The sequence below is a fragment of the Candidatus Krumholzibacteriota bacterium genome (genome assembly GCA_016931295.1).
Lineage (GTDB): Bacteria > Krumholzibacteriota > Krumholzibacteriia > Krumholzibacteriales > Krumholzibacteriaceae > JAFGEZ01.
In genome coordinates, this window is the sequence record JAFGEZ010000004.1 from 138,958 (window position 1) to 164,762 (window position 25,805).

Consider the following 25,805-nt stretch of genomic DNA (forward strand, 5'->3'; position numbering starts at 1 on the left):
GATGACGGACGGACTGACGAGACGGAAAGAGATTGGACGGGCGGCGGGCCGCGTGCGCCTCGCCGCGAAAACGATGCGCATGCCGTTCGCGGCCGCGGCGCTCCTCGCCGCGCTTCTCGCCGCCGCGGCGCCGGCCGCCTCCGCCGAGCTGGTCGCCGGCGGCGGCTTCGAGAGCGGCGGCTTCGACCCGGCGTGGACGCACGGTGCGGCGAACGTCTCCGGGCCGACGAACCCGACCTGGGCCGACCACCTCGTCACGCTCGACCTGCCCTTCACGGGTAATTACTCCGCGCTCCTCGGCTTCAAGTACGCCCGGCCGCAGCGGCGGCGCTACGGCTTCATGGAGCAGGACGTCGCGATCCCGGCCCTCGTCACCGGCGCGACGCTCGCGTTCCGGTACCGCCAGCAGGGCTACGACGGGATCGACCGGGACCCCTTCGTCGTCGAGATCAGGGACCCGGCCGGCACCGTCCTCGAGGAGCTCGTCCGGGCCTCCTTCGGCGAGGTGAACTACAGCTTCAAGGACAGCGGCTGGATCGGCGTGACGGCCGACCTCTCCGCCTACGCCGGCCAGACGATCCGCGTGCACTTCCGGCAGCGCAACGGCGAGGACAACGAGTACGAGACCTGGGCGTTCGTCGACGACGTCTCCGTCGTCGCGACGCGCCGGGTCGATCTCATCGCCGGCGGCGACGGCGACGACCTCTTCGGCCTCGCGGGCACCGGCGCGGGGGCAACCTTTCTCCAGAGCGGCGAAGGGGGGGAGACGGTCTCCTGCCTCATCGGCGTCGAGAACGAAGGTCCCGGCGCCGACTCCTTCACACTGTCCGTCTCTTCCCCCGCCGGCTGGACGGTCGTTGTCTTCGACGGCGTCGCCGAACACGCGCTCCCCTGGACGACCCCGCCGGTCGCTCCCGGGGGGATCCTCGCCCTCGAGGCGAGGATCGCGATCCCGGCCGGCGCGGCGGTCGGCTCGTACGCCTCGATCCTCGACGCCGTCTCCACGACCGACGCCCGGTTCGTCGATTCGGCAACGCTCGGGGTCGACGTCGTGCCGTCGAGCTTCCTCGCCGATCTCCTCGTCGACGGCGACGGCGCCGGCGTCGTCGATCCGGACGGCGGCGGCGGGTACGCCCGCACGGAGACCGCGGGAAGCGAGACGATCGGATTCGCGATCGAGCTGCGGAACGACGGCGCGCGGGAGGACTCCTTCGCCGTCTGGTGGCGGACGGACGCCCCCCTGTCGGCGACGGTCGCCGACGGCGGGGCCACGCGCACCTCGCTTTTCACGACCGCGCCTATCCCCGCGGGGGGCGCCGCGTCGTACGTGCTCGCCGTCGACGTGCCCGGCGGCCTCGCCGGCGGCGACTACGGGACGGTCCTGTATGCGCGCTCCCGCTCGGACGCGCTCGTTCGCGACGCCGTCACGGCGGTCGCCGGCGTCGTCGCCCCCCGCCTCGACATGGTGATCGGCGGGAGCGGCGCGGGGATCGTCGATTTGACCGGCGCCGGGCTCGGCGGCTCCTCGACGGTCGCCGGCACGCCGGGCGCGACGGTCGTCTTCCCCGTCGAGATACGCAACGACGGCGGGCTCGTTGATTCCTTCGCCGTCTCGTGGACCGGCCCCGGCGGCGGCTGGACGGCCCTCCTCGACGACGGCGCCGTCGCCCACGCCCTGCCCTGGACGACGCCGGCCTTCCTGCCGGGCGAGCGCCGGACCCTCTGGCTCCGCGTGGCGATCCCCGGGGGGGCGCCCTACAACACCGAGCTGACGATCCTGGACGGCGTCTCCGAGGCGAACCCGCTCGTTCGCGAGAGCGTGACGGCCAACGTAACGGTCGGCTCGGGGAACGAGACCGATCTCCTCATCGACGGCGACGGAGACGGGATCTACGGGCCGGCCGGCTCGGGTCTCGGCGGCGAGTCCGCGCAAACCGCCCTTCCCGGCGAGACGGTCCTCTTCCTCGTCGAGGCGCAGAACGAGGAGGGGACGGACGCCTTCGACCTCACGTGGACGGCTCCAACCGGCTGGACGGTCGCCGCGGGCGATTCGACCGATGGACTGCGCGGCGTGCCCGCCGGCCTCTACCTGCTGTCGGTCACCGTGCCGGCCGGTTGCCTCGCCGGCTCATGGGACGTCATCGTCGACGGAGCGAAACAGGACAAGCCCTACTTCAACGACAGCGTCCGGGGGCGGGTGACGGTGATCGCCAGCGCCACCGGCGAGCTCGATCTCGTCAAGAGCGTCGACCTGCCGGAGGCGCACCCGGGGGACGTCATCACCTACACCATCGAGTTCACCAACCCCGGCCTCGTCGACGTGCGGGAGATCGAGATCGCCGACCCGCTGCCCGCGGAGGTCGATCTCATCATGGACGCCTTCGGGCCGGGGCTCGACATCGAGTGGGTCCGGGGCGGCGCGCCCGTCTACCTCACCGCCGACCCGTCCGACGCCGACGAGGCCCTCTATGACCCGGCCACCCGCACGCTGCGCCTCGTGTTCTCGCGACAGGCCCCCGTCGTCCTCGCGCCGGGGGAGACCGGCCGGATCGTCTACCGCGCACTGATCCGGTAGGAACGTCCTCGAGCGGGCACCATCCGGGTTTCACGCCCCGGACGGCCCATCCCGGTCTCCCGGGGGCGGGTCTTCCCGGGCTGGAGGTTGAAAAAACCCTGAAATCATGATATAATTCCGGCGGAAATCGCGACAGATCCACCGTCTCATCAATATGCCGGGCGTCCATCGGCCTGGTACTGGATTGCGCACGCCCGCGGGGAGGATGCGGAAACGAAGCACTGCCAACGACTCACCGACAATCGAGGAGAATGGAGGGGTCCATGACACGCGTACGCCTCGCGGCGGCCGCGCTCGTCCTGTCGTCGCTCATTGCGGTGGCGGCGGCGGCGCAGGCGCCGCCCATCGCAACGATCGGTCTCTACGTCGACAGCCTGCACGCCGATGCCGACGCATCGACGAGCGCCCCCTTCGAACAGGTGGAGATGTGGGTCTGGTGCCGCCCGGGCGTGAACGGGATGATGTGCGCCGAGTTCGCGCTCGAGTTCTCGTCCACCGTGGTGCCGACGAACCTCAGCGTCCACCCGGACGTCTCCGTGATCCTGGGGGCGCCCGCCACGGGAGCGAGCATCTGCTTCCTCTCCTGCCGCGACGACTGGACCTGGGCGTGCCGCCAGACCATCGTCGTGATGGACGGGCAGCCCGCCTCCGTTCGTGTCGTCGACCACCCGACGGCGGGAATGGTCAAGGTGGCCACCTGCCTCGAGCTCTTCCCGATCGAGCCGGCAGTGCCGTATCCCGATCTCTGCCTCAACCAGAGCTGTCCGCTCGACGTCACGCCGCCGATGCACGGCATGGTGTCGGTGACCGGCTCGCGGTCGCTCGTGGCGCGGTTCAGCGAGATCCTCTTCCCCTACGGCATGGACGACCCGGCGAACTACCTCGTCTACGAGACGGGCTGGCCCGATTCTCCGATCGAGGTCGTCAGCGCCGAGCGTTCGGGAGGGGGCGACGTCGCCCTCCTCGAGCTCGCCATACCCCTCGTCTCCGGCGTGGGATACACGCTCCGGGCGTCGAACCTCGTCGACATGGCCGGCTATCCCCTCGCCGGGTCCCCGGCCACCTTCATGGGGCAGGATGCCGATCCTCCGACGATCCTCTCGGCCTCCGTTTCGTCGGAATCCCTCCTCGTCCTGGTGTTTTCCGAACCCCTCGAACCGGCGATGGCGGAAGAGATCGATAACTACTCCATCACGCCGGCGGGGTCCGCTCCCGTGCCGGCGGTCGGGTCGGCGCATCTCCGCGCGGACGGCTGGACGGTCGACCTGGCCGTTTCCCCGGGATTCGAGGCGGGGGAGAGCTACCTCGTGCGCGCCGACGACGTCGTCGACCTCTCCGGCAACCCCGTCGGGCCGAACGGCGTGTGGTTCTCCGTGGACGATCTGCAGCCTCCCGGCGTCCTCTCGGTCCGCGCCCTCTCCCTCTCGCAGGTCGAGGTCGTCTTCACCGAGCCGATCGATCCGGCGAGCGGCGCGAACGTCGGCCACTACCGCGTCTACCCGAGGACGAACCCGTCCGCCGAGGTGCCCGTGTCGAACGTCTTCGTCGAGGGGGCCACGGCCAGGCTCGTCCTCGGCGGGGAACTCGTCTCGACGGCGTTCTACACCCTCGCCGTCTCCGGGGTCGAGGATCTCGCCGGGAATCCCGTGCCTCCAGGCACCACGGTCGATTTCACCGTCGGCGACATCACCCCGCCGCGGCTGATGGCCATCACCGCCGAGGACTACACGACGATCCTGGCCTGCTTCAACGAGCCGATGGATTCGGCGTCGATCGCCCATCCGGCCAATTTCACCCTCTTCGAGTACTTCGATCCCTCGGTCGAGGTCGACGTCGTCGCCGCGGAAGCGGCTCCCTGGGAGCCGTACGAGGGATACTGGTGCTCCCGGCTCACCCTCGCCGACAGCCTCGTCGAGAGCCGCCGCTACACCCTGCGGGCCGAGGGGGTCACCGACGAGGCGGGGCTCGAAATCGATCCGGAATACGACGAGAAATGGTTCGTGATGCCCGAGCGCGACCGGCCGTCGATCACCGACGTCGAGGCGCTCACGCTCGAACGGGTCCGCGTGACCTTCAGCGAGATGATGGGCCTGGGACCGACGATGGACCCGGCGAGCTACGGGGTGTGGGAGCGTGACGACTCGACCGTCGTCGTGCCCGTCGACTCGGTCTATCCCGGCGCCGGGCTACAGACCTTCGACCTGGTTCTCGGCGGCTCCCTCGACGCGACCGTCTGGTATACCCTCAGCGCCGCCGGCGCCGAGGACATCGTCGGGAACGAGGTCGGCCCCGGGCGCGAGGTCGATTTCCATCCGAGCGACCACCTGCCGCCGATGATCGACCACGCCGTCGGCGCCGGCGAGTACCTCGTCGACGTCGTCTTCAGCGAGCCGGTCGAGGATGCCTCCGCGACGGAGGCATCCAACTACGCGGTCTTCCACGACCACAATCCGTCGAGCGAGCTCCCGGTGACCGGGGCCGTGCTCGGCCCGGACACCGTCACCGTCACGCTCACGCTCGGCGCGCCTCTCTGGCATTACAGCACCTACACCGTCTCCGTGTCGAACGTGCGGGATCTCGTCGGGCGCGAGATCGCGGAGGGAAGCTGGGCGGATTTCGTCTGGCCGGACACGACGGCCCCGGCAATCGACTCGGTCGAGGCCCTCTCGCCGAGCCGGCTCCTCGTCTGGTTCGACGAGCCGGTGTCGAGCGCGTCGGCGGGGGAGACGGAAAACTGGTCGCTCGCGCCCGAGGGCGCCCCGGCCGACTCCGTGCCGATCTCGTCGGCCGTTCCCGAGGCGGACGGATTCTCCGTCACCCTCGAGCTCGGCGAGGCCCTTGCATTCGAGACGCCGTACCGTCTCGGCGCGCCGGGCGTCGAGGACCGCTCGGGCAACCCCGTGGGGCCGGAAAACGAGTACGTCTTCGCCCTCGCTGACGTCTTCCCGCCGACCCTCGACGCGGTCGGCGCCGACAGCGACTCCTCGGCCGTCCTGTACTTCGACGAGATCCTCGACGGGGCGACCGCCTCCGATCCCGCGCACTACGCGGTTGTTCCCTCCGGCCTGCCGGAGGAGGAGCTCGCCGTCCTGTCGGCGTCGCTCCTCGCGGCGGGCGACCGGGTGCGGCTTGTCGTCGACGGGCGGTTCGAGCGATACGTCGTCTACGTCGCCGAGGCGGTCGGCGTCGAGGACCTCGAGGGGAATCCCACCGTCTCGGGGACCGCGATGACCTTCGTGCTTCCCGACTCCCTCCCGCCGGCCATCGTGAGCGCCGGGGCGGTCTCCCGGACCGTCGTCGACGTCGTCTTCGACGAGCGGATGGACCCGGCCTCGCTCGCCGTGGCGGCGAACTACCGTCTCGCGGCGGCTGCCGACACGGCAGAGCTCCACGCGGTTGTGGCGGCCTCGCCGCTGGCCGATCCCGCGGCCGTCCGCCTCACCGTGGAGACGCTCGAGTACGGCGTCCTCTACCGGTTGACCGTATCGGATGTCGTCGATCTCGCCGGCAACCCGATCGTCCCCGGTTCGAGCGTCGAGTTCACCGCCCTCGACACGACGCCCCCCGAGCTCGTCTCGGTGGGCATCGTCGGCGCGACGGGGCTCTCGGTGCGCTTCTCCGAGCCGGTCGACACGACGACCGCGGGCGACCCGTCGCACTATGCCGCCTGGATGAGCGACTACCCGTCGGAGACGATCGCCATCACAAGCGCCGTGCCGTCCGGCGACCGCGTCTCCTTGACGCTCGCCGAGTCGCCCGCGCCGAACGTCTACTATACCCTGTCCGTCACGGGGGTCGAGGACCGGCAGGGGAACGTCATCGTTCCGGACAGCCGCCTCGAGTTCAGGCGGGTCACCCTGCCCCCGGCCGGCTACGTCGGACTCTTCCTCGACGGGCAGCATACGAACTCCTGTTTCGAGAGCCCCGGCGGCTTCATCCCCTTCGACATGTGGGTGTGGTGCCTGCCGAGCGACCGGGGGATGATGTGCGCCGAGTTCATGATCTCATACCCGCAGAACGTCATACCGGCGACGGTGACCGACAGTCCGCTCCTCTCCGTCTATCTCGGCAGTCTCGCGACCGGGATGAGCGCCTGTCTCTCCGAATGCTCGATGGAATGGACCTGGCTCTTCCGCCAGACCTGCTACCTGACCGACATGAACGCGTCGAGCATCCGGATCGTTCCGCATCCCGACGTGGGCGTCATACAGTTCGCCAACTGCGATGCCGGCTACCCGCTCCAGCCGTGCTACGTCATGACGCATCTCTACCTGAACGACTGCTGGTTGCCGGGGACCCTCCTCGAGAGTTTCGACGCGGCCTTCTCTGGCGGCGGCATCGAGCTCACCTGGACGCTCTCCGAGATCGACGACGACGTCTCGTTCGTCGTCTCCCGCGCGGTCGAGGGGGCGGACGGGTGGACGGCGCTCGATGCGGCCCGCATCGAGCGAAATGATCTCGTCTTCACCTTCGTCGACCGGGAGGCCCCCGGCGGGGCGAGCTACGTCTACCGCGTCGCCTGCGAAAAGCCGGGGGCCGACGAGCCGCGCGTGCTCTTCGAGACGGAGCCGGTCGAGGTGCCGCGACTGCCGCTCGCCCTCGGCCAGAACCGCCCCAACCCCTTCAACCCCGCGACGGAGATCCGCTTCCGGCTGCCGTCAGGCTGCCCGGTGCGGCTCGACGTCTTCGACGTGTCCGGGCGGCTCGTGGCCACGCTCGTCGACCGGACGCTCCCTGCCGGCGAGCACGTCGCCGCGTGGGACGGCCGCGACGCGCGCGGGAAGGCCTGCTCGAGCGGCATCTACTTCTACCGCCTCGCGGCGGGCAAGGAGCGGCTCTCGAAAAAGATGGTGCTGCTCAGGTGACGGGCCCCGGGCGATTGGAAAACGAACGGGGGAGCGGCACGGGCCGCTCCCCCGATTCATTTCGGCGAGTCTCGTTTCCGGCGGATCAATCGTATCCGGCGAGCCGCCGGTCGCCCGGTGCCTCGCGGCGGAGCCGCGCGAGCTGCGCCGCAGCTTCCCCGCCCCGGCCGCAGCGCTCGAGCAGGTCGAGGTAGAGGAACTCCGCCTCGATTGCGAGCGACTCGCGGTCCGGGTCGCCGGGGGCGATTTCGGAGTTCCGGCAGCCCTCCTCGAAGGCCTCGAGGGCCTCGCCGGGCCGGTCCAGGGCGATGAGGGTGCGCGCGAGGTCGTCGAAGCACGAGCGGTGATCCGGCGCGAGCTCGGCCGAGCGGCGCAGGCAGTCGAGGCTCTCCCCGAGTCGGCCGAGATCGCGGTAGGCGATGCCCAGCTTGTGGAAGGGGCAGGCGTAGTCCGGCTCCTCGGCGCAGAGTTGTTCGAAGAGGCGGGCCGCCTCCCGCGTGCGGCCCATGTCGAGTTGTACCTGCGCGAAATGCCGCCTGCAGCGACGGTCGAGCTCGCCGTGGTGCAGGCGGAGGGTGTCGAGGCAGCGCTCGATCTCGGCGAGGTGCAGGCGGCAGATGTCGATCGCCGCCGCGAGGGAGTCGGTTCCCGCCCCGCGCAGCGAGAGGTAGAGCTCTTCGAACGCCGCGGGCCCCGGCGACCGGGCGTAGTCGGCGACGGCGTCTTCGGGGACGGGCGCCTCGTCTGGCGCCGCGCAGCCCGCGGCCAGGGCGACGGCCGCGGCGAGCACCGCGATTCGTTTCATCGGATCCCTCCCGTGTCACCGCTCCCGCATCGCCTCGCGGACGTTGTCGACGACGTAATCGATCTCCTCGTCGGCGAGCTTCGGGTAGAGGGGGAGGCTGATCGTCCGCCGGCCGATCTCCTCGGCGACGGGGAACATCCCCTCGGCGTAGCCGAAGGTCTCGCGGTACCACGTGAAGAGGTGGATCGGGTGGAAGTTGAGCGAGAGGCCGATCCCGCGGTCCTGGAGCCGGTCCATGATCCGCAGCCGCCGGTCGGCGTCGACGAGGAAGGTGAAGAGGTGGTAGCTGTGCACGCCGTCGGGGAGCGCCTCGTGCAGCTCGATCCCGTCGATTCCGGCGAGGGCGGCCGCGTACCGCTCCCAGATCTCCTGCCGGCGGGCCCGCCATTCGCCCACCTTCCTGAGCTGGCCGATGAGCAGGGCGGCATGGATGTTGTCCATGTTGCACTTCCAGCCGAAGGTGTCCACGTCGTACTGCCGGAAATGCTTCGTGTAGCGGTCGATCGCATGCCGGCTCATCCCGTGCAGGCGCAGCTTGCGGAGAAGGTCGACGTGCTCGTCCGTCTTCGCCGAGATCGCCCCGCCCTCGCCCGAGGTGATGTTCTTCGTCGCGTAGAAGGAGAAGCAGGCGAAATCCCCCCAGTGTCCCGAGCGCTTCCCGCGCCAGTCGGCCTCGAGGGCGTGCGCTGCGTCCTCGACGACGAGGAGACCGTGCCGGTCGGCGATCTCGCGGATCCGGTCCATCCGGCAGCACTGGCCGTAGAGGTGGACGGGGAGCAGCGCGCGCGTTCTCGGCCCGATCGCCGCCTCGATCGCCGCCGGGTCGATGTTGCCCGTCGAGCGCTCGACGTCGGCGAAGACGGGCGTCCCGCCCGCCATGATGATGCTGTTGGCCGTGCCGACGAAGGAGAGGGGCGTCGTGATCACCTCGTCGCCGGGGCGGATGCCGCCGGCGATGAGGGCGAGCTGCATCGCCGACGTGCAGCTCGTCACCGCCACGGCGTGCGGGAGGCCGAGGTAGCCGGCCAGCTCGCGCTCGAACTCGCTCACCGCGTCCCCCGTGGTGATGAAGAGCGAGCGCAGCACCTCGTTGACCCGTTCGATCTCGTCGTCGCCGATGTTGTGACGGTAGAATTCGACCTTTCTCATCCCGTTCCTTCCGTTGTGTCTTCCCCGTGGGGGTCGAGGTGGACGAGGAGGCTCGAGACCTCGTCGAACCGGTCGGTCACCCGCTCCGAGACCGCGTCGGCGATCCGGTGCGCCGCGGAGACGGTGATCGCCGGATCGACGCCCACGTGGACTTCCATGCTTATCAGGTCGGCGTAGTACCGGCCGTGCAGGTCGTGGCAATCGAGCACGCCGGGGACCGCCTCGATCTCCCGGGCGATGCGATCGATGAGCTCCTGCGGCGGCGACGTGTCGATGATCTTCCTGGCCGCGGCCCAGCCGATCTCCACGGCGATCTTGAAGACGAAGAAGGAGACGAGCAGCGCTGCGTACGCGTCGAGGATGCGCAGGCGGGGCACGAAGACGGCGAGGGTGATTCCCACGAAGGTGACCGCCGACGACCAGGCGTCGGAGCGGTGGTGCCACGCGTTCGCCACGAGGGCCTCGCTGCGCAGGCGCATGCCGATCCGCACCGTGGCCCGGTAGAGGAGCTCCTTGGAGACGAGGGAGAGCGCCGCGATCAGGATCGTGAACCGCCCGGGCGACGGGGGCGCGCCGCGGCGGAGCGCGACGGCCGCGTCGAAACCGATGCGGAAGGCGGCGACGGCGAGCAGGACGCCGACGGCGAGCGTGACGAGCGTCTCGATCTTGCCGTGCCCGTACGGGTGGTCGCGGTCGCGTTCCTTGCGGAAGAAGTGGAGCCCGACGAGGACGAAGACGTCGGAGACGAGATCGCTTACCGAGTGGAAGCCGTCGGCGAGGAGCGCGCGGCTCCGCCCGAGGATGCCGCCGCCGATCTTCAGGATGATGAGGACGGCGTTGATCCCCATGCCGGCCCAGGTGATGCGGCGGCCCTCGGCGAGGTCGGTCGGGTGATGACGGTGCTCGTGTGCCATAGACGCGGCGACGGAAGCCCGCGCCGGCATGGCGCGGAGGCTTCCGTCGCGACAGTGTACACGAACCGGCCTACCGGAGATAGACAATCTTTCGGGTCTGGCGGTACTTGCCCGCGGCGATGCGGGCGAAGTAGACGCCCGAGGTCACGGGGCGTCCCGCCTCGTCGCGCCCGTTCCAGACCGCCTCGTGGCTGCCCGCCCCGCGGCGCCGCGATTCGAGGATGCGGATCCGCTGCCCCGCCGGGTTGTAGATCGCCAGCTCCACGAACGCGGGCTCGGCGAGCGAGTAGCGGAGGGTCGTCGTGCCGTTGAAGGGGTTCGGATAGTTCGGCTCGAGGGCGTTGACCCACGCGGGCGTCTCGGGGACGTCGCCGCCGGTGTCGTCGCCGACGGCGGTCAGATCCTCGATCGCGAAGAGGGAATCGCTCTCGTCCCCGCCCGTCTGCAGCGAGGAATCCCACGCGACGACGCGGACGAGGCAGGAGTCGCTCGTGCCGGAGGGGACGATCCACGAGAAGAGCGAATCGTTCAACTCGCCGCCCGCGATGAGCGACCACGCGGAGCCGGCGTCGTAGGAGACGTAGACGTCGATCGAATCGACGAGGACGTCGTCCGTGGCGATCCAGCGGATGTCGAGCGTGTCGCCGATCCCGGCCGTCTCGCCGCCGTTCGGCGCGACGACGGTCACGACCGGCGGCGCGTCGGCGCCGGCCGTGCAGGCCGTCGCCTCGCCGCTGTACCCGCCCCCGTACCCGGCGGCCGAGACCGCCGAGACGCGGTACCACCGGCAGCCGGCGACGGGCTCGTGATCGTAGAGGAGCGTGCCGGCCGGAACGCTGTCGACGCAGACCGGCTCGGCCGGCGCGAACGCGGCCGCCGTGTCGGCGTAGATTGCGTAGAAGGCGATCCCCGAGGGGGCCGGCGCGTCCCAGGTGAGTCGGATCGTCTCGTCGCCGGTCGCGGCGGCGACGAGGCCCGTCACGCGCGCCGGCGCGGCCGGATCGGCCGCCGGTCCGCCGAACATGCCGATGTCGGCCGGGGAGCTGTCGGGATCGGCCGGTCCGTCGGGGTCGCCGGCGTCGATGGCCCTCGAATGCACGAGCAAATGGTAGTCGAGGGCCGCCGTGTCGGCGTAGAGGGGGGCGAAGCCCGAGTTCGTCGAGTCGGGCGTCACGCCGAAGACGTCGCCGCCCGTGTTGCCGTAGAGGTTGTTGTAGCGGAAGACGACGCCGGCGAGCGTGCTCGCCTGGAAGCCGTACGTGCCGCCGTAGGTGATCTGGTTGTTTTTGATCGTCGTCGGGGCGGGCTGCGAGAGGAAGAGGTTGCCGCCGCCGTAGACGGCCGTGTTGCGGTCGATCGTGTTGTTCGCCATCTCGCCCCACGTGCTGTCGGCGTAGATGCCGCCCCCGATGATCGAGGAGGCGTTCCCGTACACGAGGGAGTTCGTCATCTGGGTGTTGCCGGCGCGGGCGTAGATGCCTCCCCCGGTGGAGGAGGAGGTGTTGCCGCCGACCACGACCTTCGCCAGGATCGCCGTGGCGTGATCGAAGCAGAGGCCGCCGCCGACGTCCACGGTCTCGTTCGACGAGACGGTGTCGCCCGACATCTCGACGTGGCAGAGCTTCGCGTAGAGGCCTCCCCCGCGCAGGTACCCGGAGTGGTTCTCGATCGAGTTGTCCTCGAGGTACGCCGGTGCATGGTTGGCGTAGATGCCGCCCCCGTACTTCGAGCCGTTGTAGAGGGCGTTCGGGGCGTTCCCCTCGATATGGTTGCCGCGGATCGTCGCGGTCGTCTGGTAGAGGTAGATCCCGCCGCCGCCGTTCGCCGCGCAGGCGACGATCTCGTTGTCCTCGATCGTCACCGCGCCACCGTAGGCGGCGATTCCGCCGCCGCCGGTGAAGTTGGTCTGGCCGGCGTAGCCGCAGCCGGTGATGACGTTGCCGCGGATGACGGGAGAGGCGTTGTAGCTGAAGATCCCGCCGCCGTAGAGCGCCAGCCACGGTATCTGCGCCTCGCGCCCCGTGCCGCCCGTGATGGTGAAGCCCTCGATGCCGCAGTCGCCGGCGACGTTCATGAAGGAGACGATCGAGCCGTTCCCGTTGACCGTCGACGTATGGACGGACGGGTCGCGCGCCAGGAAGGAGGCGTCGTAGCCGCCGAGCAGGTGTATGCTCTTCGACACGGTGAGGGCGCCGGTGTACGTGCCGGCGGCGACGGCGATCGTGTCGCCCGCCACGGACGCGGCGATGGCGTCGCGGATGTCGACGGCCGCCCACGCGGGGATCGAGTAGGGATAGACGTCCCCGCCCGTCGGGGATGCGTACCGGTAGGGGGCGCCGACGATCGTGAAGTCGGCGTCGCTGTCGTCGAAGCCGCCGATGTCGCCGCCGTACCAGGCGACGACCTTCACGCGGGCCGTCGTCACGGGCAGGTTCGGCACGGTCCAGAGCAGCGAGGTCGGCGCGCCGAGCAGGCCGCTCGCGATCGTGTAGTCCCAGTTCTCGCCGCTGTCGATGCTGAGATAGACGGCGATCGAGTCGGGGGTCTCGCGCTGCAGCGTCCACTCGACGAGGTAGTCGTCGCCGACGTCGATGCTCTCCCCGCCGGTCGGCGCGTCGACGCGGACGTAGACGTTGCTGGGGATGTAGGAGATCTGGTAGGTGCTCGTCCCGATGTTGCAGACGCCGTACTTGATGTATCCGAAGCCGTCCTGGCCCCAGTCGTCGCCCCAGGAGTTCTTGATGATCCAGGCGCCCTCGCCGCCGCACTGGTTGTCGTCCCAGCCGACGATGAGGATGCCGTGGTTGACGACGTCCTCCGTGTCGCTCGAGTAGCAGCCCGACACGTAGTTGTAGAGGTTGTCCAGCACCGTGATCGACGTCGCCACCGGGCCGGTGTCGTAGATCGCCTGCTTGATCTGGTCGACGCTGTTGGGGATGTAGCTCCAGCTGGAGATCCGGCCGACCACCTCGCAGCTCGTCTGCGTGCAGGGCAGGTCGTCGCGCGCCTGGTAGGGTACGCAGCTCTCCTGGACCGCCCCGTAGTCGCGGAAGACCTCGTAGGCCGCGTAGGCCCAGCCGCCGTCGCAGCTCGCGCCGCGGGTGTTGCAGTCGACGATCGCCTGCTCGGAGAGGTCCTCGATCCGGCCGTCGAAGATGCGGATGTGCGCCTCGACCTGGCCGGTCGCGGCGAAGGCCCAGCAGGAACCGCAGTTCCCCTGGTTCTTGGACGGTGTCGTCCCGTCGAGGGTCCGCCAGTCGAAGACGTCGGGGAGCGCCGCGGTGGCCGACGGCGCGTAGAGGGGCGTGCGCGCCAGCACGTCGGGCGGGGTGGGCAGCAGGCCGAGCCGCATCTTCCTCTCCTCGGGGGACAAACTCCCCACGGTCGTGTGACCCGCGGTCCAGTGCCCGCCGCTCTCGGCGATCCGGCGGTTGATCTCGTCGATGCGTTCCTGCTCGCTCTTCTCGTCGGCGCCCGCCGGAACGGCGAGGCAGAGCGCGATGGCGACGAGGAGGGGGAGGATAACGGTCCAATGCAGGCGGTGGGACGATTTCATGGGGCGTGCGTCTCCTTGCTGATGTGGTGGCATGCGATGCAGCGCCTTGAAGGCGTCAAGGACTGCTGCCCCCGCGGGTCGCCGGGCGGCCGTCGACGAACGGACGCACGGATACCCCGCAAACGGGGCCGTTCGTGCAAGAGTCGAGCCATCTGAGAGCGGTGCTCCAGGGGATACTGGCACCACGATGAAACATACGAATCCGGGTGGCGCGAAACAAGCCGTTTTTCCCCCGGTACGCGCCGCGTGACCCGCCGGCCGGATAGGGCTTGGCCGCCGGGCGGCGCTGTACTATCATTCAGGAAGCGTCCCGCCAGGGGGCGCCGGCAACGACCGATACCACGGGCAAGGAGCGAATGATGAACGAACAGGTCGAAAAGGTTCTCGAGGAGATCAGGCCGAGCCTCCAGGCCGACGGCGGAGACATCGAACTCGTCGAGGTGGTCGACGGCGTCGTCAGGGTGAAGCTGAAAGGCGCCTGCGCGGGCTGCCCGATGTCGCAGATGACGCTCGCCTTCGGCGTCGAGCGGGTCCTCAAGGAGCGCATCCCCGAGGTGAAGCGGGTCGAAGCGGTCGATTTCTGATTCCGGCAGGCTGCGGTCCGCCGTGGATTGTCACGATTATTGCACACTCCCCCCCGGAGCATGATATAAACGCTCAATCACGCGGGAGGAGTGCATCTTGCGACGCATGCGCGCATTGATATACGGTTTCCGGCGTCGCGGCGACCGCGGCAAGAGGTCGTTCCTCGGCCGCCTGGGCGTCGGCGGATTCACCCTGCTCGAGCTCTTCATCGTCATCGAGATCATCGGCTTTCTCGCGACGATCGTGATGTCGAACTTCTACCGCTCGAAGAAGGCTGCCGAGGTGGCAGTCGTCCTCCAGAACGTCAAGAACATCCAGATCGCCCTCACCTCCTACTACGCCATGGAGAACGAGTTCCCCGCCACGATCAACACGGTCTGGCTCGAGTTCTACGGCGGGAAGGTCATCGAGGACGTCGCCTACATCGGCGGCGCGACGGCCGGCAACCAGGGCGGTTGGGATTTCTTCGCCTCGAACAGCCCGGACATCCGCTTCAGCGGGCCGACGAACCTCGACTACTGCATCAGGAGCACGAAGAGCATCCTGCCCTACGCCCTCTACGTCTACGGCGACGCCGCGACGGGCGCCAAGCTCGTCCACTGAGCGGCGCGATCGCGTGACCGATCGACCCGGCGCGGGCCCCCGGCCCGCGTTTTCTTTTCGCTCCGCGTCTCCGATGCGGTATCATTCGTTCATGGATATCCACCACGCGGCGCTGGTCTTCGACGCTCATTGCGACACGGCGATGCGGCTGGTCCGCCGCGATCCGGTCGACCTCGGCGAGCGTCTCGCCGACGGCCACATGGACCTGCCGCGGATGGCCGAGGGCGGGCTCGACGCGCAGATCTTCGCCTGCTGGATCAATCCCGACTACCCGGAGGGGGAGTACATCCAGCGGACCCTGCGGATGATCGACGGGATCTGGGAGACGGCGCGCGCGCACCCCGACCGTTTCGAGGTGGCCCTTGGCGGCGGCGACGTCGGGCGGATCGTCGAGGAGGGGCGGACGGCCGCCGTGATCGGCGTCGAGGGGGGGCACGCGATCATGGACGACCTCGGCGTCCTCCGCGACTACCACCGCCTCGGCGTGCGCTGCATGACCCTGACCTGGAACAACACGAACAACTGGGCCGATTCGGCGAACGACACGATCCGCTGGGGCGGACTCAACGATCTCGGCCGCGCGGTCGTCGCCGAGATGGACCGGCTGGGCATGGTGATCGATCTCTCGCACGCCGCCGACAGCACCTTCTTCGACGTCCTCCGCGAGACGGCCAATCCCGTCCTCGTCTCGCACTCCTGCATGCGCGCGCTCTGCGACATCCCGCGCAACATCAGCGACGACATGCTCCGGGCGCTCGCCGGGAACGGCGGCGTCGTCTGCGTCAATTTCTTCGCCGGCTTCCTCGACAAGGGCTACCTCGACCGGGTGAACGTCCTCTGGGAGGAGATGCGGGGCCGCCGCCGGGAGCTCACCGGACTCTGCGGCGGCGACATGGAGACGGCGTGGAACTCGCTCTGGCCGGAGTACCGTTCCCGCCTCGACGAGATCGAGCGCCCCGGCATCGCGCGCCTCGTCGATCACATCGACCACGCGGTCCGGATCGCCGGCGTCGACCACGTCGGCCTCGGCTCGGATTTCGACGGCATCTCGGCCACGCCGGACGGCCTCGAGGACGTCTCTGACCTGCCCGCGCTCACCGCGGCCCTCCTCGACCGCGGCCACGGCGAGGAGGACGTTCGAAAGTTGCTCGGCGGCAATCTCTTGCGGGTCTTCGGCGCGGTGTGCCGCTGACCGGGCCGCCGCGGCCGCCCACCGATTTCCGGCGCGTCGCCCTGTTCCGGCACGCCCGTCCGGGCGCGTCCGTCCCGGATCCGCCATCTTCCCGGCACGGGGATGGATCGCCGGTAGTGGCATCCCGACGCCCGGCGACGTATCTTTCTGGCAGGGGGTGTAAACGGAACGGATCGCCGTCCGGTGCGGGGTCCTCTCCGGGGCGTCGAATCGAGGCGTTCGCCGGAAGGTAGGGAAAACCACCATTTTTCCCAACTGCATGGGAGATAAGGAAATAGGCGTTGACATCGCGGGGCGGATATGGCAAAATGATTATCGCTTCGAGACTGCTGGATATATGTCAATGATAATAGACACGATAACCCGATGTCGGACCGGCAAGGAAGGACGTATGGCAACACGGAGCATGTCCCGTACGGGGGGATTCCTGATCCTTTTCCTGATCGCCCTGATCGTCGCCCCCCAGGGCGCCGGCGCGGCCCGACGCGGGCGGCTGGTCGGACGGGTGATGGACGTCAACACGAGCCAGCCCCTGGGCAAGGCGCTGATCACGATCCAGGGAACGACGATCAGCACCCTGACCGACGCGAACGGCCGCTTCTTCTTCGACCTCGACCCCGGCAAGTACAGCATCACGATCCACATGGACGAGTACTTCGCCACCTGTTACCAGGACATCGAGGTCGAGGGCGGGCAGGTGACGACCTACAAGTGCGAGATGGTCCCGGGCGACCCGCGCCAGAACATCTTCTTCTCGATGGGCGGGATCAACGTCATCGAGAAGCGCGAGCTGCTCCCCGAGAACATCGAGACGACACACCAGATCTCGAGCGCCGAGATCGAGCACCAGCTCTCGACGAACCTCGGCGACATCCTCGATATCATCCCCGGCGTCGAGCGCACCAAGAATCCCGGGCTCTCGGAGAAGTCGCAGGTGATCCTCCGCGGCTCCTCCGGCACGGGCGGGGACGCCTCGGCCAACCAGGCCGCCCTCTTCGGCACGAAGATCATCATCGACGACATCACCCTCTCCAACAACGCCAACCTCCAGACCGGCCCCGGCACCGCGAGCGGGACCGTCTCGAGCACGGCCGGCTCCGCGGTCGACCTGCGGACGATCCCCGCCGACAACATCGAGAGCGTCGAGGTCATCACCGGCGTCCCGTCGGTCGAGTACGGCGATCTGACCACGGGGCTCGTCAAGGTGAAGACCAAGATGGGTCGCCAGCCCCACCGGCTCAAGATCAAGTCCAATCCCGACACGAAGGAGGGGAACCTCTCCGGCGGTCTCGTGTGGCGGGGCACGGGGATCTCCTACAACGCCAACTACGCCTACAGCGAGCGGAACATCAGGCGCGAGGGCGACGAGTACGCCCGCTACAACGGCCAGTTCACGATCCGCAACAAGTTCATGGACGACCGGCTCTCGCTGCTCAACAAGTTCTACTACACCGGCGTCGACGACGAAGAGGACTACAAGTCGGACGACCCGCTCTCGGTCGTCCGCAAGAACAACGACAAGACCTACATCTACGGGCAGACGATCGACTTCGCGGTCAGCGACGACATGCGGCTCGAGTGGCGGGCGAACATCAAGTACACCAAGCGCGATTCCTACCAGCAGTCCCTCACCGGCGCCGACACGCGCGTCCTCACCGACGCGATGGAGAGCGGCACCAACGAGGCGATCCTGCAGGTCGGCTCGTATCTCTACCGCATCTGGACGCGCGGCGAGGAGTGGAACGTCAACACCAAGCTGAACGTGCGCTACGATCTCGGGCTGCTCGGCCTCGATCACGGGCTGCTCTTCGGCGGGGAGTACACCTTCGACGACAACCGGGGCGAGGGCAAGATCTTCAACCCCCTCGAGCCTCCCTACGGCAACCTCGGGTACCGGCCGCGCTCCTTCGACGACGTCCCCGCGCTGCACACGGCGAACCTCTATTTCGAGGACGAGATCACCGGCTTCTGGCGGATGCAGCCCTATTCGATCAACCTGGGTCTCCGCTACGAGATGTACACCCCCTACAAGCTGCACCTCGACGGGCTCTTCAACGACAAGGGGATCGTCGAGAGCAGGAACGGCACGTATCTCAACCCGCGGATCAGGGCGAAGTACTCGCTCGGCGACAACACGCAGATCCGTCTCGGCTGGGGAAAGAGCTCGAAGATGCCGTCGATGACGATGATATCCCAGGGCCCGGAGTACATCGACATCATCGAGGAGAACGTCTCGCCCCCCGACTCGACGCCGCTCATCTCCACCTACGTCCTCAACTGGGACGATCTCACCCGCGAGCTCAAGGGATACCAGAGCACGAAGAGCGAGGCGTCGCTCGACCAGAAGATCGGCTCGGTGGGGCTCACCTTCACCGGCTTCTACGATCGGTCCGACGACATCCTCCGGTCGGTCACGACGCCCCTCACGCTCTACCGGTACCGCTACGAGAACTGGCCCGATCCCGACTCGGCGGTGCCGATCGACACGCTCTACACGACGCCGGACAAGCTCGACTACTACGCCAACGTCGGGTGGCGGAGAAGCTACGGAATCGAATTCCTTTTGACGACGCGGCGGATCGAGAGGATCTCGACGGCGTTCCGCATGTCGGCGACCTATTCGAAGACCCGCACCGGGGCCGACGGCGTCTACATGTCCTCGCCGCGGACGAACACCGCCCTCGGACAGGTGATCTACCCGTTCTACCGGTACACGGAGAGCTGGCACCGGCGGATGGTCGTCAACTACAGCGCCGACTGGTTCGTGAAGAGGCTCGGGATGTGGGTGACCTTCTTCGTGCAGCAGACCCTCTTCTCCGCCTACCAGAGCTACGACGATCCGTACGCCTACTCGGTCGCCTATTTCGACCCGGTCACGGGCAGGAACGTGACGCTCTCGCCGGAGGATTCCGACGCCCTCAACCTGACCCGCGAGTACGACGCGTACGACCTCGCGGTCAAGAAGCAGCCGAACGACCGGTTCCTCTTCAACATCAACGTGACGAAGTCGATCGGGAGGGGCTCCGAGCTCTCCCTCTTCGTCACCAACGTTCTCGACGATCCGGCGTACTACCGGGACGATCTCGGGTACTGGCGGACCCGGAACCCGGACATCTTCTACGGCGTCGAGTTCAGCATGATCCTCGACAACCTCTGGTCGCGGATCGATACGAAGGACGGCGGTTCGTGAGACGCCTCGCGGCCATAAGCCTCTTCGCGGCGCTCGCGCTTTCCTGGGGGTGCGCGAAGAAGATGCCGAACGAGCCGGACGGCACGGGGAGCATCTTCGCCACGGTCGCCGACGTGTCGGGGTTCTTCGAGGGGAGCGTTCCCGGTGAGCCCTTCCCCCTCGACGGCGTCGAGGTGCGCATCCAGGGGCGCACGCACGACTTCTCCGGCGCCGTGAACACCGGAAACGGCTCCACGGCGAGCTTCGATCGCCTGCCCGCCGGACGGTACAGCCTCTTCGCGCGCAAGGAGGTCCTCGACGGGGACGCGAGGAAGATCTTCACCGGCTCGGCCGACATCCTCGTCGACGGGGGCGGGACCGTCGATGCAAACGTGACGACCGACATCGTGGGAACGAGCGATCTCCTGATCAACGAGATCTTCTACGCGGGCTCCGACGCGTCCTCCTTCTTCTTCTACGACCAGTACGTCGAGATCCACAATTCGTCGGGAGACACGCTCTATCTCGACGGCATGTTCCTCACGCGGCAGACGCAGACGGTCTATCCCGACCAGAACGACATCGACCACGTCCGGGCGCTCTACGTCTTCCAGTTCCCCGGGACGCCGGCGACGGGCCGGCAGTACCCCATCGCGCCGGGAGAGTACGTCGTCGTCGCGGCGGACGCCGTCGACCACAGCGCCTGGATACCGAGCAGCATCGACCTCTCCGTGGCCGACTGGGAGTTCTTCAACCCGCTGGCCAACGACTACGACAACCCCGACGTGCCGAACATCATCAGCATCAACCCGTACAGCAGGTCCGACTACCTGATCAACCTGGCGCACGGGTCCGTCGTGCTGGCCACCGGGGAAGAGTACTTCTTCGAGGAGATGGACGAGGAGACGATCCGCGTCGGGATCCCGATCGGCACGGTCGTCGACGGCGTCGAGTACGCGTCGAGCACGGACAAGACGAAGCAACTCACCACACGCGTCGACGCGGGATTCGCGGGGATCGGCAACACGCGATACAGCGGGCAGTCGGCGGAACGGCGCGAGCCGGGCCTCGACACGAACGATTCGACCTTCGATTTCGAGCTTTCGGCGCGCCCGACCATCGGGTACTCCCACGCCGAATAGGAGATCGCCATGAGCGTACGAAATGCGACGGCGGTGCTGGCGGCGGCGATCCTGGCCGCGCTGGCCGGCTGCGCGAAGGAGATGCCCGGGGAGCCCGACGGATCGGGCCGGCTCTACGTCACCGTCGCCGACATCTCGGGGTTCTTTCCCGGGAGCCAGCCCGGCGTGCCCTTCGCCGTCGACAGCGTCGAGATACGGGTCCAGGGGCGGTCGCACGACTACACCGGATCGCTCAACACGGGAAGCGGATCGGAGGGGCTGTTCGAGAAGCTGCCCTCCGGCAACTACAGCGTCTTCGCCAGGAAGGAAGCCTTCGCCGACGGCAAGAAGAAGGTCTTCACCGGGTCGGCCGACATCCTCGTCGTCGGGACGGGGATCGTCGAGGATTCGCTGATCACCGACATCGTCGGAACGAGCGACCTTTTGATCAACGAGGTCTTCTATGCCGGGTCGGACGCCTCCTCGTACTTCTTCTACGACCAGTACGTGGAGCTCTACAACTCCTCGCGGGACACCCTCTACCTCGACGGGAAGATCATCACGAGGCAGATGCAGACCTACTATCCCGACCAGGACGAGGTCGATTACGTGCGGGCCCTCTACGCCTTCCAGTTCCCCGGCACGCCGGTCACGGGGCGCCGGTACCCGATCGCGCCGGGCGAGTTCGTCGTCGTGGCCGCCGACGCGGTCAACCACCAGGTGTGGGTGCCGAAGAGCATCGACCTCTCCGTGGCCGACTGGGAGTTCTTCAATCCGCTCGGGAACGACTACGACAACCTCAACGTGCCGAACGTCACGAGCATCCATCCGGACAGCCGCATCGATTACCTGATAAACCTGTCGCACGGCGCGGTCGTCCTCGCCACGGGCGAGGAATATTCCTTCTACGAGTACGACGAGGGCAAATTCCAGGCGCTCATCCCGATTTCGACGGTCGTCGACGGGATCGAGTACGCCTCGACCACCGAGGCGACGAAGGAGTTGACCTACCGGGTGGACGCCGGGTTCGCCGGTCTCGGCAACTCCAAGTACAGCGGCCAGTCGACCGAGCGGCGGGAACTGGGACTGGACACGAACGATTCGACCTTCGATTTCGAGCTCTCGGCGAGGCCGACCGTCGGCTACTCGCACGTGCAGTGAGGAGAGAGATGAGAAAGTTCGCCATCGCCATCGCGGCCCTGCTCGCCGCCCTGCCGGCGTGCATAAAGGAGAAGCCGTCTGATCCCGACGGGGCGAACAGCATCGTCCTCTACGCCGTCGACACATCACGGACGGCCGGGGAAGGGTGGCGAACGATCGCCGAGGCGACGGTAAGGGTGAACGCGACGACCTTCTATCTCCAGGAGACCTACGAGACGGACGGCGAGGGGAAGGTGGCGATCGCCGGGCTTCCCGCGGGCGAGTACATATTCGTCGCGGAAAAGACGCGGGAGGAGGAGAACGTCCTCATCCTGGGCAACATGAGCCGTACCCTCAGGCACGTGACGGGGCTCGTCGACACCGTGTTCATGTCGTACCTCACCGCGTCGCCCCTCGTCATCAACGAGGTCTTCTACTGCGGGTCCGATGCGTCGAAATACTACTACTACGACCAGTTCATCGAGCTCTACAACTCCTCGAACGAGACGATCTTCCTCGACGGCTACATCGTCTGCCGCGGCACGCAGATCACCGGGATGGTCGATTTCCAGGCGATCGATTTCGCGCTCGGCTATTACGGCTTCGCCTTCCCCGGCACGCGCGGCGTGACCGAGCTCTGCCCGATCAAGCCGGGCCGGCATCTCGTCATCGCCTGCGACGCGATCGACCATTCCCTCTACAGCCGTTTCGGGGTGGACCTCTCCGGCGCCGACTGGGAGTTCTTCAGCCCCCTCGGCAACGACTACGACGTGCCCGGGGTGCCCAATCTCACGACGATCACCGACAACGGCACCGATTTCTCGATGAACCTGAACCACGCCGCCGTCTGGATCGCGACGGGGGAGGAGTACTGGTTCGAGGATTACGCCGATCCGTCTTCCGGCACCGTCAGCACCTACCTGCACATCCCGCTCTGGACGGTCGTCGACGCGGTCGAGTATTCAGCCAATCCCGAATCCGACAAGTACATCAGCCGCGAGGTCGACGCCGGCCTCGGCGGCAACGGCATGGCCCGGTACACGGCGCAATCGATCGAACGGCGCTTCCCGGGTCTCGATTCCAACAACAGCACATTCGATTTCGTAATCGTGGGGCCTCCGACCCCGGGGTACCAGCACTGACGTGACGCGGAGGAGATCGTGAAGGAGTACCGATCGATGAAGATGACGCTGATCGCGGCGGCCACGGCCGCCTGTCTGGCGATGCCGTGGACCGGCGCGCGGGCGACGGAGCTGCGGCTGTCGACGCTCGCCGACGCCTCGATATCCCTCGAGGACGCGGACAACCAGCTCAACCCCTACGATTACGGGGCGAACCCCGCCTATCTCCTGCTCGATTTCGAGGAGCCGTGGATCCGCTTCCTCTTCGGCATCGAGGAGGAACGGGGGGACCTGAAGCGGTTCTACGATCCCCACCTGACGAACGATCTCTACGCCGGGTTCGAGGGGATCAAGAAGCTCGGCGACCGGCACGTCGCGCGCGGCTCGGTCACCTACGAGCGCTTGCGGCGGCGCGAGACCGCGTACAACCTCGAGATCGACGGCTACAACGATCCCTTCTACCTCGTCGACGAGACGATCGGGGATTTCACGTACTACGGTCCCTCGATCCACGTCGACTACGGCCTGCGGCTCCGGGACGACCTGCACATCGGCGCGGGATTCGACTACGACATCGGCACCGACCTCAAACAGGAGTACACGCGGCCGGAGATCGTGCACAACAACTTCCGGGGCAACCTCGGCCTCCTCTGGTCGCCGCGCGACCGCTGGATGTTCGGTCTCGTCGCCCGCCCGATCCGCACGCAGAACCGGACGAGCTTCGCGAAGACGGACGAGGGATTCGACAACATCTTCTACAGCTGGTACGGCGAGGGGATCGTCGAGGTGCGGGCCTCGTCGAGCTTCTCGATCCGAGAGGTCCTCAAGGGCGTCGATGTCGGCCTGCAGCAGTACTACATGGGCGAGCGCTTCCGCTTCGCCCTCCTCGCCGACTACACCCTCGAGCAGCTGAAGCTCCAGTACAACGCCACGCGCCGCGATCCGAAGGGGTTCTGGCAGGACGAGACGTGGGACGTCAAGGCGCGTGCGCGCTGGTACGTGGAATCGATGCCGCTCGTCCTCGGCGTCGAGGGACGCCTGATGAAGCAGGACGGGTGGGCGCGCCGCCCCGAGTACGACGACATCCTGCTCTTCGAGAACCCGGCGACGCTCGAGAGCGTCGGCGCGGGGCTCACCTACCGGATCGAGCCCCTGCGGCTCCTGACGAGCGTCGAGTACGTCATGAACCGCTGGGACATCGACGCGTTCGACTACGGCGCGAACGATTTCCGCTCGGCGGAGATCGTCCAGAACATCGGGCGGCTCGCCCTCGAGTACCGGGTGCTCAACATCTACTCGGTCCGCGGCGGCTTCGAGGTGATCGACTACCCGGTCGACCGCTGGCTCCAGCTCCCCGCGAACATGGACCGGTACCGCTTCACCGGCGGATTCGGGTACGCGACGGGGCGCTGGGAGATCGACACCCAGTTTCTCTACAGCAGTTACATGCACGACGACTACGATTCGAACCGAACGGGTCTGAGTGGAATCGTCTGGTTCACGAGATTCGTCGACTGACGGAAAGGAGGTGGGTTCCCGGTTTCCGCGTTTCGGCCGCTGGGCGGATCTGCACGTCGGCCCGTCGGGAGAGCGGCCGGGAAAGTAAATTCCCCTGACGACACGCATACTTGATACAGCAGCGAGGAGGTGCCAGCATGACTCGATTTTTCAGCTGTTGTATCGCTCTGCTCCTGATCGCCGCGCCGGCGGCCGCCCAGTGGACGACCGAATACGACATCGAGAACGATGTTAGTTGGTACGCGGCGCACATGGTCACCTCGACGGTCGGATACGTCTCCGGCGCGAGCGGCCTGATCTACAAGACCACCGATGGCGGATACACCTGGGTCGAGCAGACCACCCCGACGACCGAGGAGTACTTCGACATCTTCTTCCTCGACGTCAACACCGGTTGGGCGGTCGGGGACAACGGCACGCTGTGCTACACGACCGACGGCGGCGCCAACTGGAACACGCATCCCCAGCAGGGCGTCATCGCGACGGCGGATCTCAACGACGTCTTCTTCCTCGACAGCATGCACGGATGGATCGGCGGCGACGCCGGCGTCATCCTGCTGACGACGGACGGCGGGACCACCTGGGTCGCCGCCACGAGCCAGACATCGACCGACGACGTCAACGAGATCGGCTTCTTCGACGCGCTGCGCGGCTGCACGGCCTCCGACAGCGACGGCCTGATGTACACGACGGACGGCGGCGTTAACTGGCTCGCCGCGACCGTGAGCTTCGGACCCTACCCCTACACGCGGAGCGACGTCGAGGCCGTCTGGGTCATCGACGACTCGACGGCAGTCGCCACGGGCTGGGGTTCCTCCATCGGTCCGCAGCCGACGATCCTCGTCGTCTCGACCGACTACGGCCAGAGCTGGGACGTTCCCGATCCGACCTATGCCTACGGGGCCTACACGTACGGCTACAGCGTCATCGACTTCGATGACGGCGAGGTCCTCGTCATGGGCGGCGGCACCGCCTCCGCCTCGATCGCGCTCTTCTCGACCGACAACGGCGCGACGTGGGATCGCCATCCCGCCTTCTGGGGCGAGGAAGTACGCGACTGCTCCGCGTTCCCCGGCACCGACAGGGTCGTCGCCGTGGGCGACGAGGGGCTCTTCGTCCTCTCCGAGGACCGCGGGGCCACCTGGGAGCACCTCTACCGTCCCGGCCTCGGCTTCGGCGGCATCCTGACCTTCGCCGAGTGGGGCAAGACGATCATCGGCGCGGGCGACAACGGAAACTTCCTGTACAAGGACATGGACACCGGCGAGACCGGGCTCGGCTGCGTCGCGCCCGAGAACTGGGCGGCGGATATCCAGGACGTGGCGATCATCCGCACCTTCGGCTCCGGCGTGTACTATCCGACGATCTACGCCTGCGGATCCAACGGCTACCTCTGCAAGGCCGAGGGCGACCCGGGAGTGAACGGTTGGACCGAGCTCCAGCACACCGTGTCGAACTTCGACGCCTTCTACGGCCAGCACTGGTTCGACCC

15 protein-coding genes are annotated in these 25,805 nt (G+C 67.6%); 11 read left to right on the plus strand and 4 right to left on the minus strand.

The features are described 5' to 3' along the window. Position 1: 1 nt before the first annotated feature. A complete protein-coding gene (locus JW876_02125) occupies positions 2-2,575 on the plus strand; it encodes a DUF11 domain-containing protein (protein ID MBN1884307.1) in 2,574 nt (857 codons plus the stop codon). Between the two features lie 263 nt (positions 2,576-2,838). Continuing rightward, on the plus strand, positions 2,839-7,440 hold the full coding sequence (locus JW876_02130; GenBank protein MBN1884308.1) for an Ig-like domain-containing protein: 4,602 nt from the start codon (positions 2,839-2,841) through the stop codon (positions 7,438-7,440). A gap of 85 nt (positions 7,441-7,525) precedes the next feature. Here the strand turns inward: JW876_02130 and JW876_02135 are convergent, their stop codons facing one another. From JW876_02135 to JW876_02150, 4 genes are all read right to left on the minus strand, one after another. Beyond that, positions 7,526-8,245 carry a tetratricopeptide repeat protein gene (locus JW876_02135; GenBank protein ID MBN1884309.1) on the minus strand — a complete coding sequence of 240 codons (720 nt, stop codon included), beginning with the start codon at positions 8,243-8,245 and terminating at the stop codon, positions 7,526-7,528. Positions 8,246-8,260: 15 nt separating this feature from the next. Beyond that, positions 8,261-9,394 carry a DegT/DnrJ/EryC1/StrS family aminotransferase gene (locus JW876_02140; GenBank protein MBN1884310.1) on the minus strand — a complete coding sequence of 378 codons (1,134 nt, stop codon included), beginning with the start codon at positions 9,392-9,394 and terminating at the stop codon, positions 8,261-8,263. Further along, complete coding sequence (locus tag JW876_02145; protein MBN1884311.1) at positions 9,391-10,308, minus strand: cation transporter; 918 nt, start codon at positions 10,306-10,308, stop codon at positions 9,391-9,393. Before JW876_02145 ends, JW876_02140 begins: the two co-directional genes overlap by 4 nt. A 70-nt stretch (positions 10,309-10,378) precedes the next feature. Beyond that, positions 10,379-13,864 (minus strand): right-handed parallel beta-helix repeat-containing protein, encoded by a 3,486-nt coding sequence (locus JW876_02150; protein MBN1884312.1) that lies wholly within the window; start codon positions 13,862-13,864, stop codon positions 10,379-10,381. Between the two features lie 359 nt (positions 13,865-14,223). Here JW876_02150 and JW876_02155 point away from each other — a divergent pair, with 359 nt between their 5' ends. The 9 genes from JW876_02155 to JW876_02195 all read left to right on the plus strand — a co-directional run. Continuing rightward, on the plus strand, positions 14,224-14,448 hold the full coding sequence (locus JW876_02155; protein MBN1884313.1) for a NifU family protein: 225 nt from the start codon (positions 14,224-14,226) through the stop codon (positions 14,446-14,448). Positions 14,449-14,554: 106 nt separating this feature from the next. Next, on the plus strand, positions 14,555-15,052 hold the full coding sequence (locus JW876_02160; GenBank protein MBN1884314.1) for a type II secretion system protein: 498 nt from the start codon (positions 14,555-14,557) through the stop codon (positions 15,050-15,052). 91 nt (positions 15,053-15,143) lie between these two features. Continuing rightward, positions 15,144-16,244 (plus strand): dipeptidase, encoded by a 1,101-nt coding sequence (locus tag JW876_02165; protein ID MBN1884315.1) that lies wholly within the window; start codon positions 15,144-15,146, stop codon positions 16,242-16,244. 391 nt (positions 16,245-16,635) lie between these two features. Then, positions 16,636-19,434 carry a TonB-dependent receptor plug domain-containing protein gene (locus tag JW876_02170; protein ID MBN1884316.1) on the plus strand — a complete coding sequence of 933 codons (2,799 nt, stop codon included), beginning with the start codon at positions 16,636-16,638 and terminating at the stop codon, positions 19,432-19,434. Further along, complete coding sequence (locus tag JW876_02175) at positions 19,431-20,555, plus strand: DUF4876 domain-containing protein (protein ID MBN1884317.1); 1,125 nt, start codon at positions 19,431-19,433, stop codon at positions 20,553-20,555. The genes JW876_02170 and JW876_02175 overlap by 4 nt, the downstream gene beginning before the upstream one ends. 9 nt (positions 20,556-20,564) lie before the next feature. Beyond that, positions 20,565-21,695, plus strand: coding sequence for a DUF4876 domain-containing protein (locus tag JW876_02180; protein ID MBN1884318.1), 1,131 nt, complete (start codon positions 20,565-20,567; stop codon positions 21,693-21,695). Between the two features lie 8 nt (positions 21,696-21,703). After that, positions 21,704-22,816: a DUF4876 domain-containing protein gene (locus tag JW876_02185; GenBank protein ID MBN1884319.1), complete on the plus strand. Its 1,113-nt coding sequence runs from the start codon at positions 21,704-21,706 to the stop codon at positions 22,814-22,816. Between the two features lie 18 nt (positions 22,817-22,834). Then, on the plus strand, positions 22,835-24,313 hold the full coding sequence (locus tag JW876_02190) for a hypothetical protein (protein ID MBN1884320.1): 1,479 nt from the start codon (positions 22,835-22,837) through the stop codon (positions 24,311-24,313). A 137-nt stretch (positions 24,314-24,450) separates the two neighbouring features. After that, on the plus strand, positions 24,451-25,805 hold a 1,355-nt coding region (locus JW876_02195), incomplete at its 3' end, for a hypothetical protein (GenBank protein MBN1884321.1).

What these genes read in the sequence shown, in the direction of transcription:
- JW876_02180 (MBN1884318.1), top strand. Translation starts at nt 20,565, where the DNA reads ATGAGCGTACGAAATGCGACGGCGGTGCTGGCGGCGGCGATCCTGGCC.
- JW876_02130 (MBN1884308.1), top strand. Translation starts at nt 2,839, where the DNA reads ATGACACGCGTACGCCTCGCGGCGGCCGCGCTCGTCCTGTCGTCGCTC.
- JW876_02125 (MBN1884307.1), top strand. Translation starts at nt 2, where the DNA reads ATGACGGACGGACTGACGAGACGGAAAGAGATTGGACGGGCGGCGGGC.
- JW876_02155 (MBN1884313.1), top strand. Translation starts at nt 14,224, where the DNA reads ATGAACGAACAGGTCGAAAAGGTTCTCGAGGAGATCAGGCCGAGCCTC.
- JW876_02150 (MBN1884312.1), bottom strand. Translation starts at nt 13,864, where the DNA reads ATGAAATCGTCCCACCGCCTGCATTGGACCGTTATCCTCCCCCTCCTC.
- JW876_02135 (MBN1884309.1), bottom strand. Translation starts at nt 8,245, where the DNA reads ATGAAACGAATCGCGGTGCTCGCCGCGGCCGTCGCCCTGGCCGCGGGC.
- JW876_02165 (MBN1884315.1), top strand. Translation starts at nt 15,144, where the DNA reads ATGGATATCCACCACGCGGCGCTGGTCTTCGACGCTCATTGCGACACG.
- JW876_02140 (MBN1884310.1), bottom strand. Translation starts at nt 9,394, where the DNA reads ATGAGAAAGGTCGAATTCTACCGTCACAACATCGGCGACGACGAGATC.
- JW876_02170 (MBN1884316.1), top strand. Translation starts at nt 16,636, where the DNA reads ATGGCAACACGGAGCATGTCCCGTACGGGGGGATTCCTGATCCTTTTC.
- JW876_02160 (MBN1884314.1), top strand. Translation starts at nt 14,555, where the DNA reads ATGCGCGCATTGATATACGGTTTCCGGCGTCGCGGCGACCGCGGCAAG.
- JW876_02145 (MBN1884311.1), bottom strand. Translation starts at nt 10,308, where the DNA reads ATGGCACACGAGCACCGTCATCACCCGACCGACCTCGCCGAGGGCCGC.
- JW876_02185 (MBN1884319.1), top strand. Translation starts at nt 21,704, where the DNA reads ATGAGAAAGTTCGCCATCGCCATCGCGGCCCTGCTCGCCGCCCTGCCG.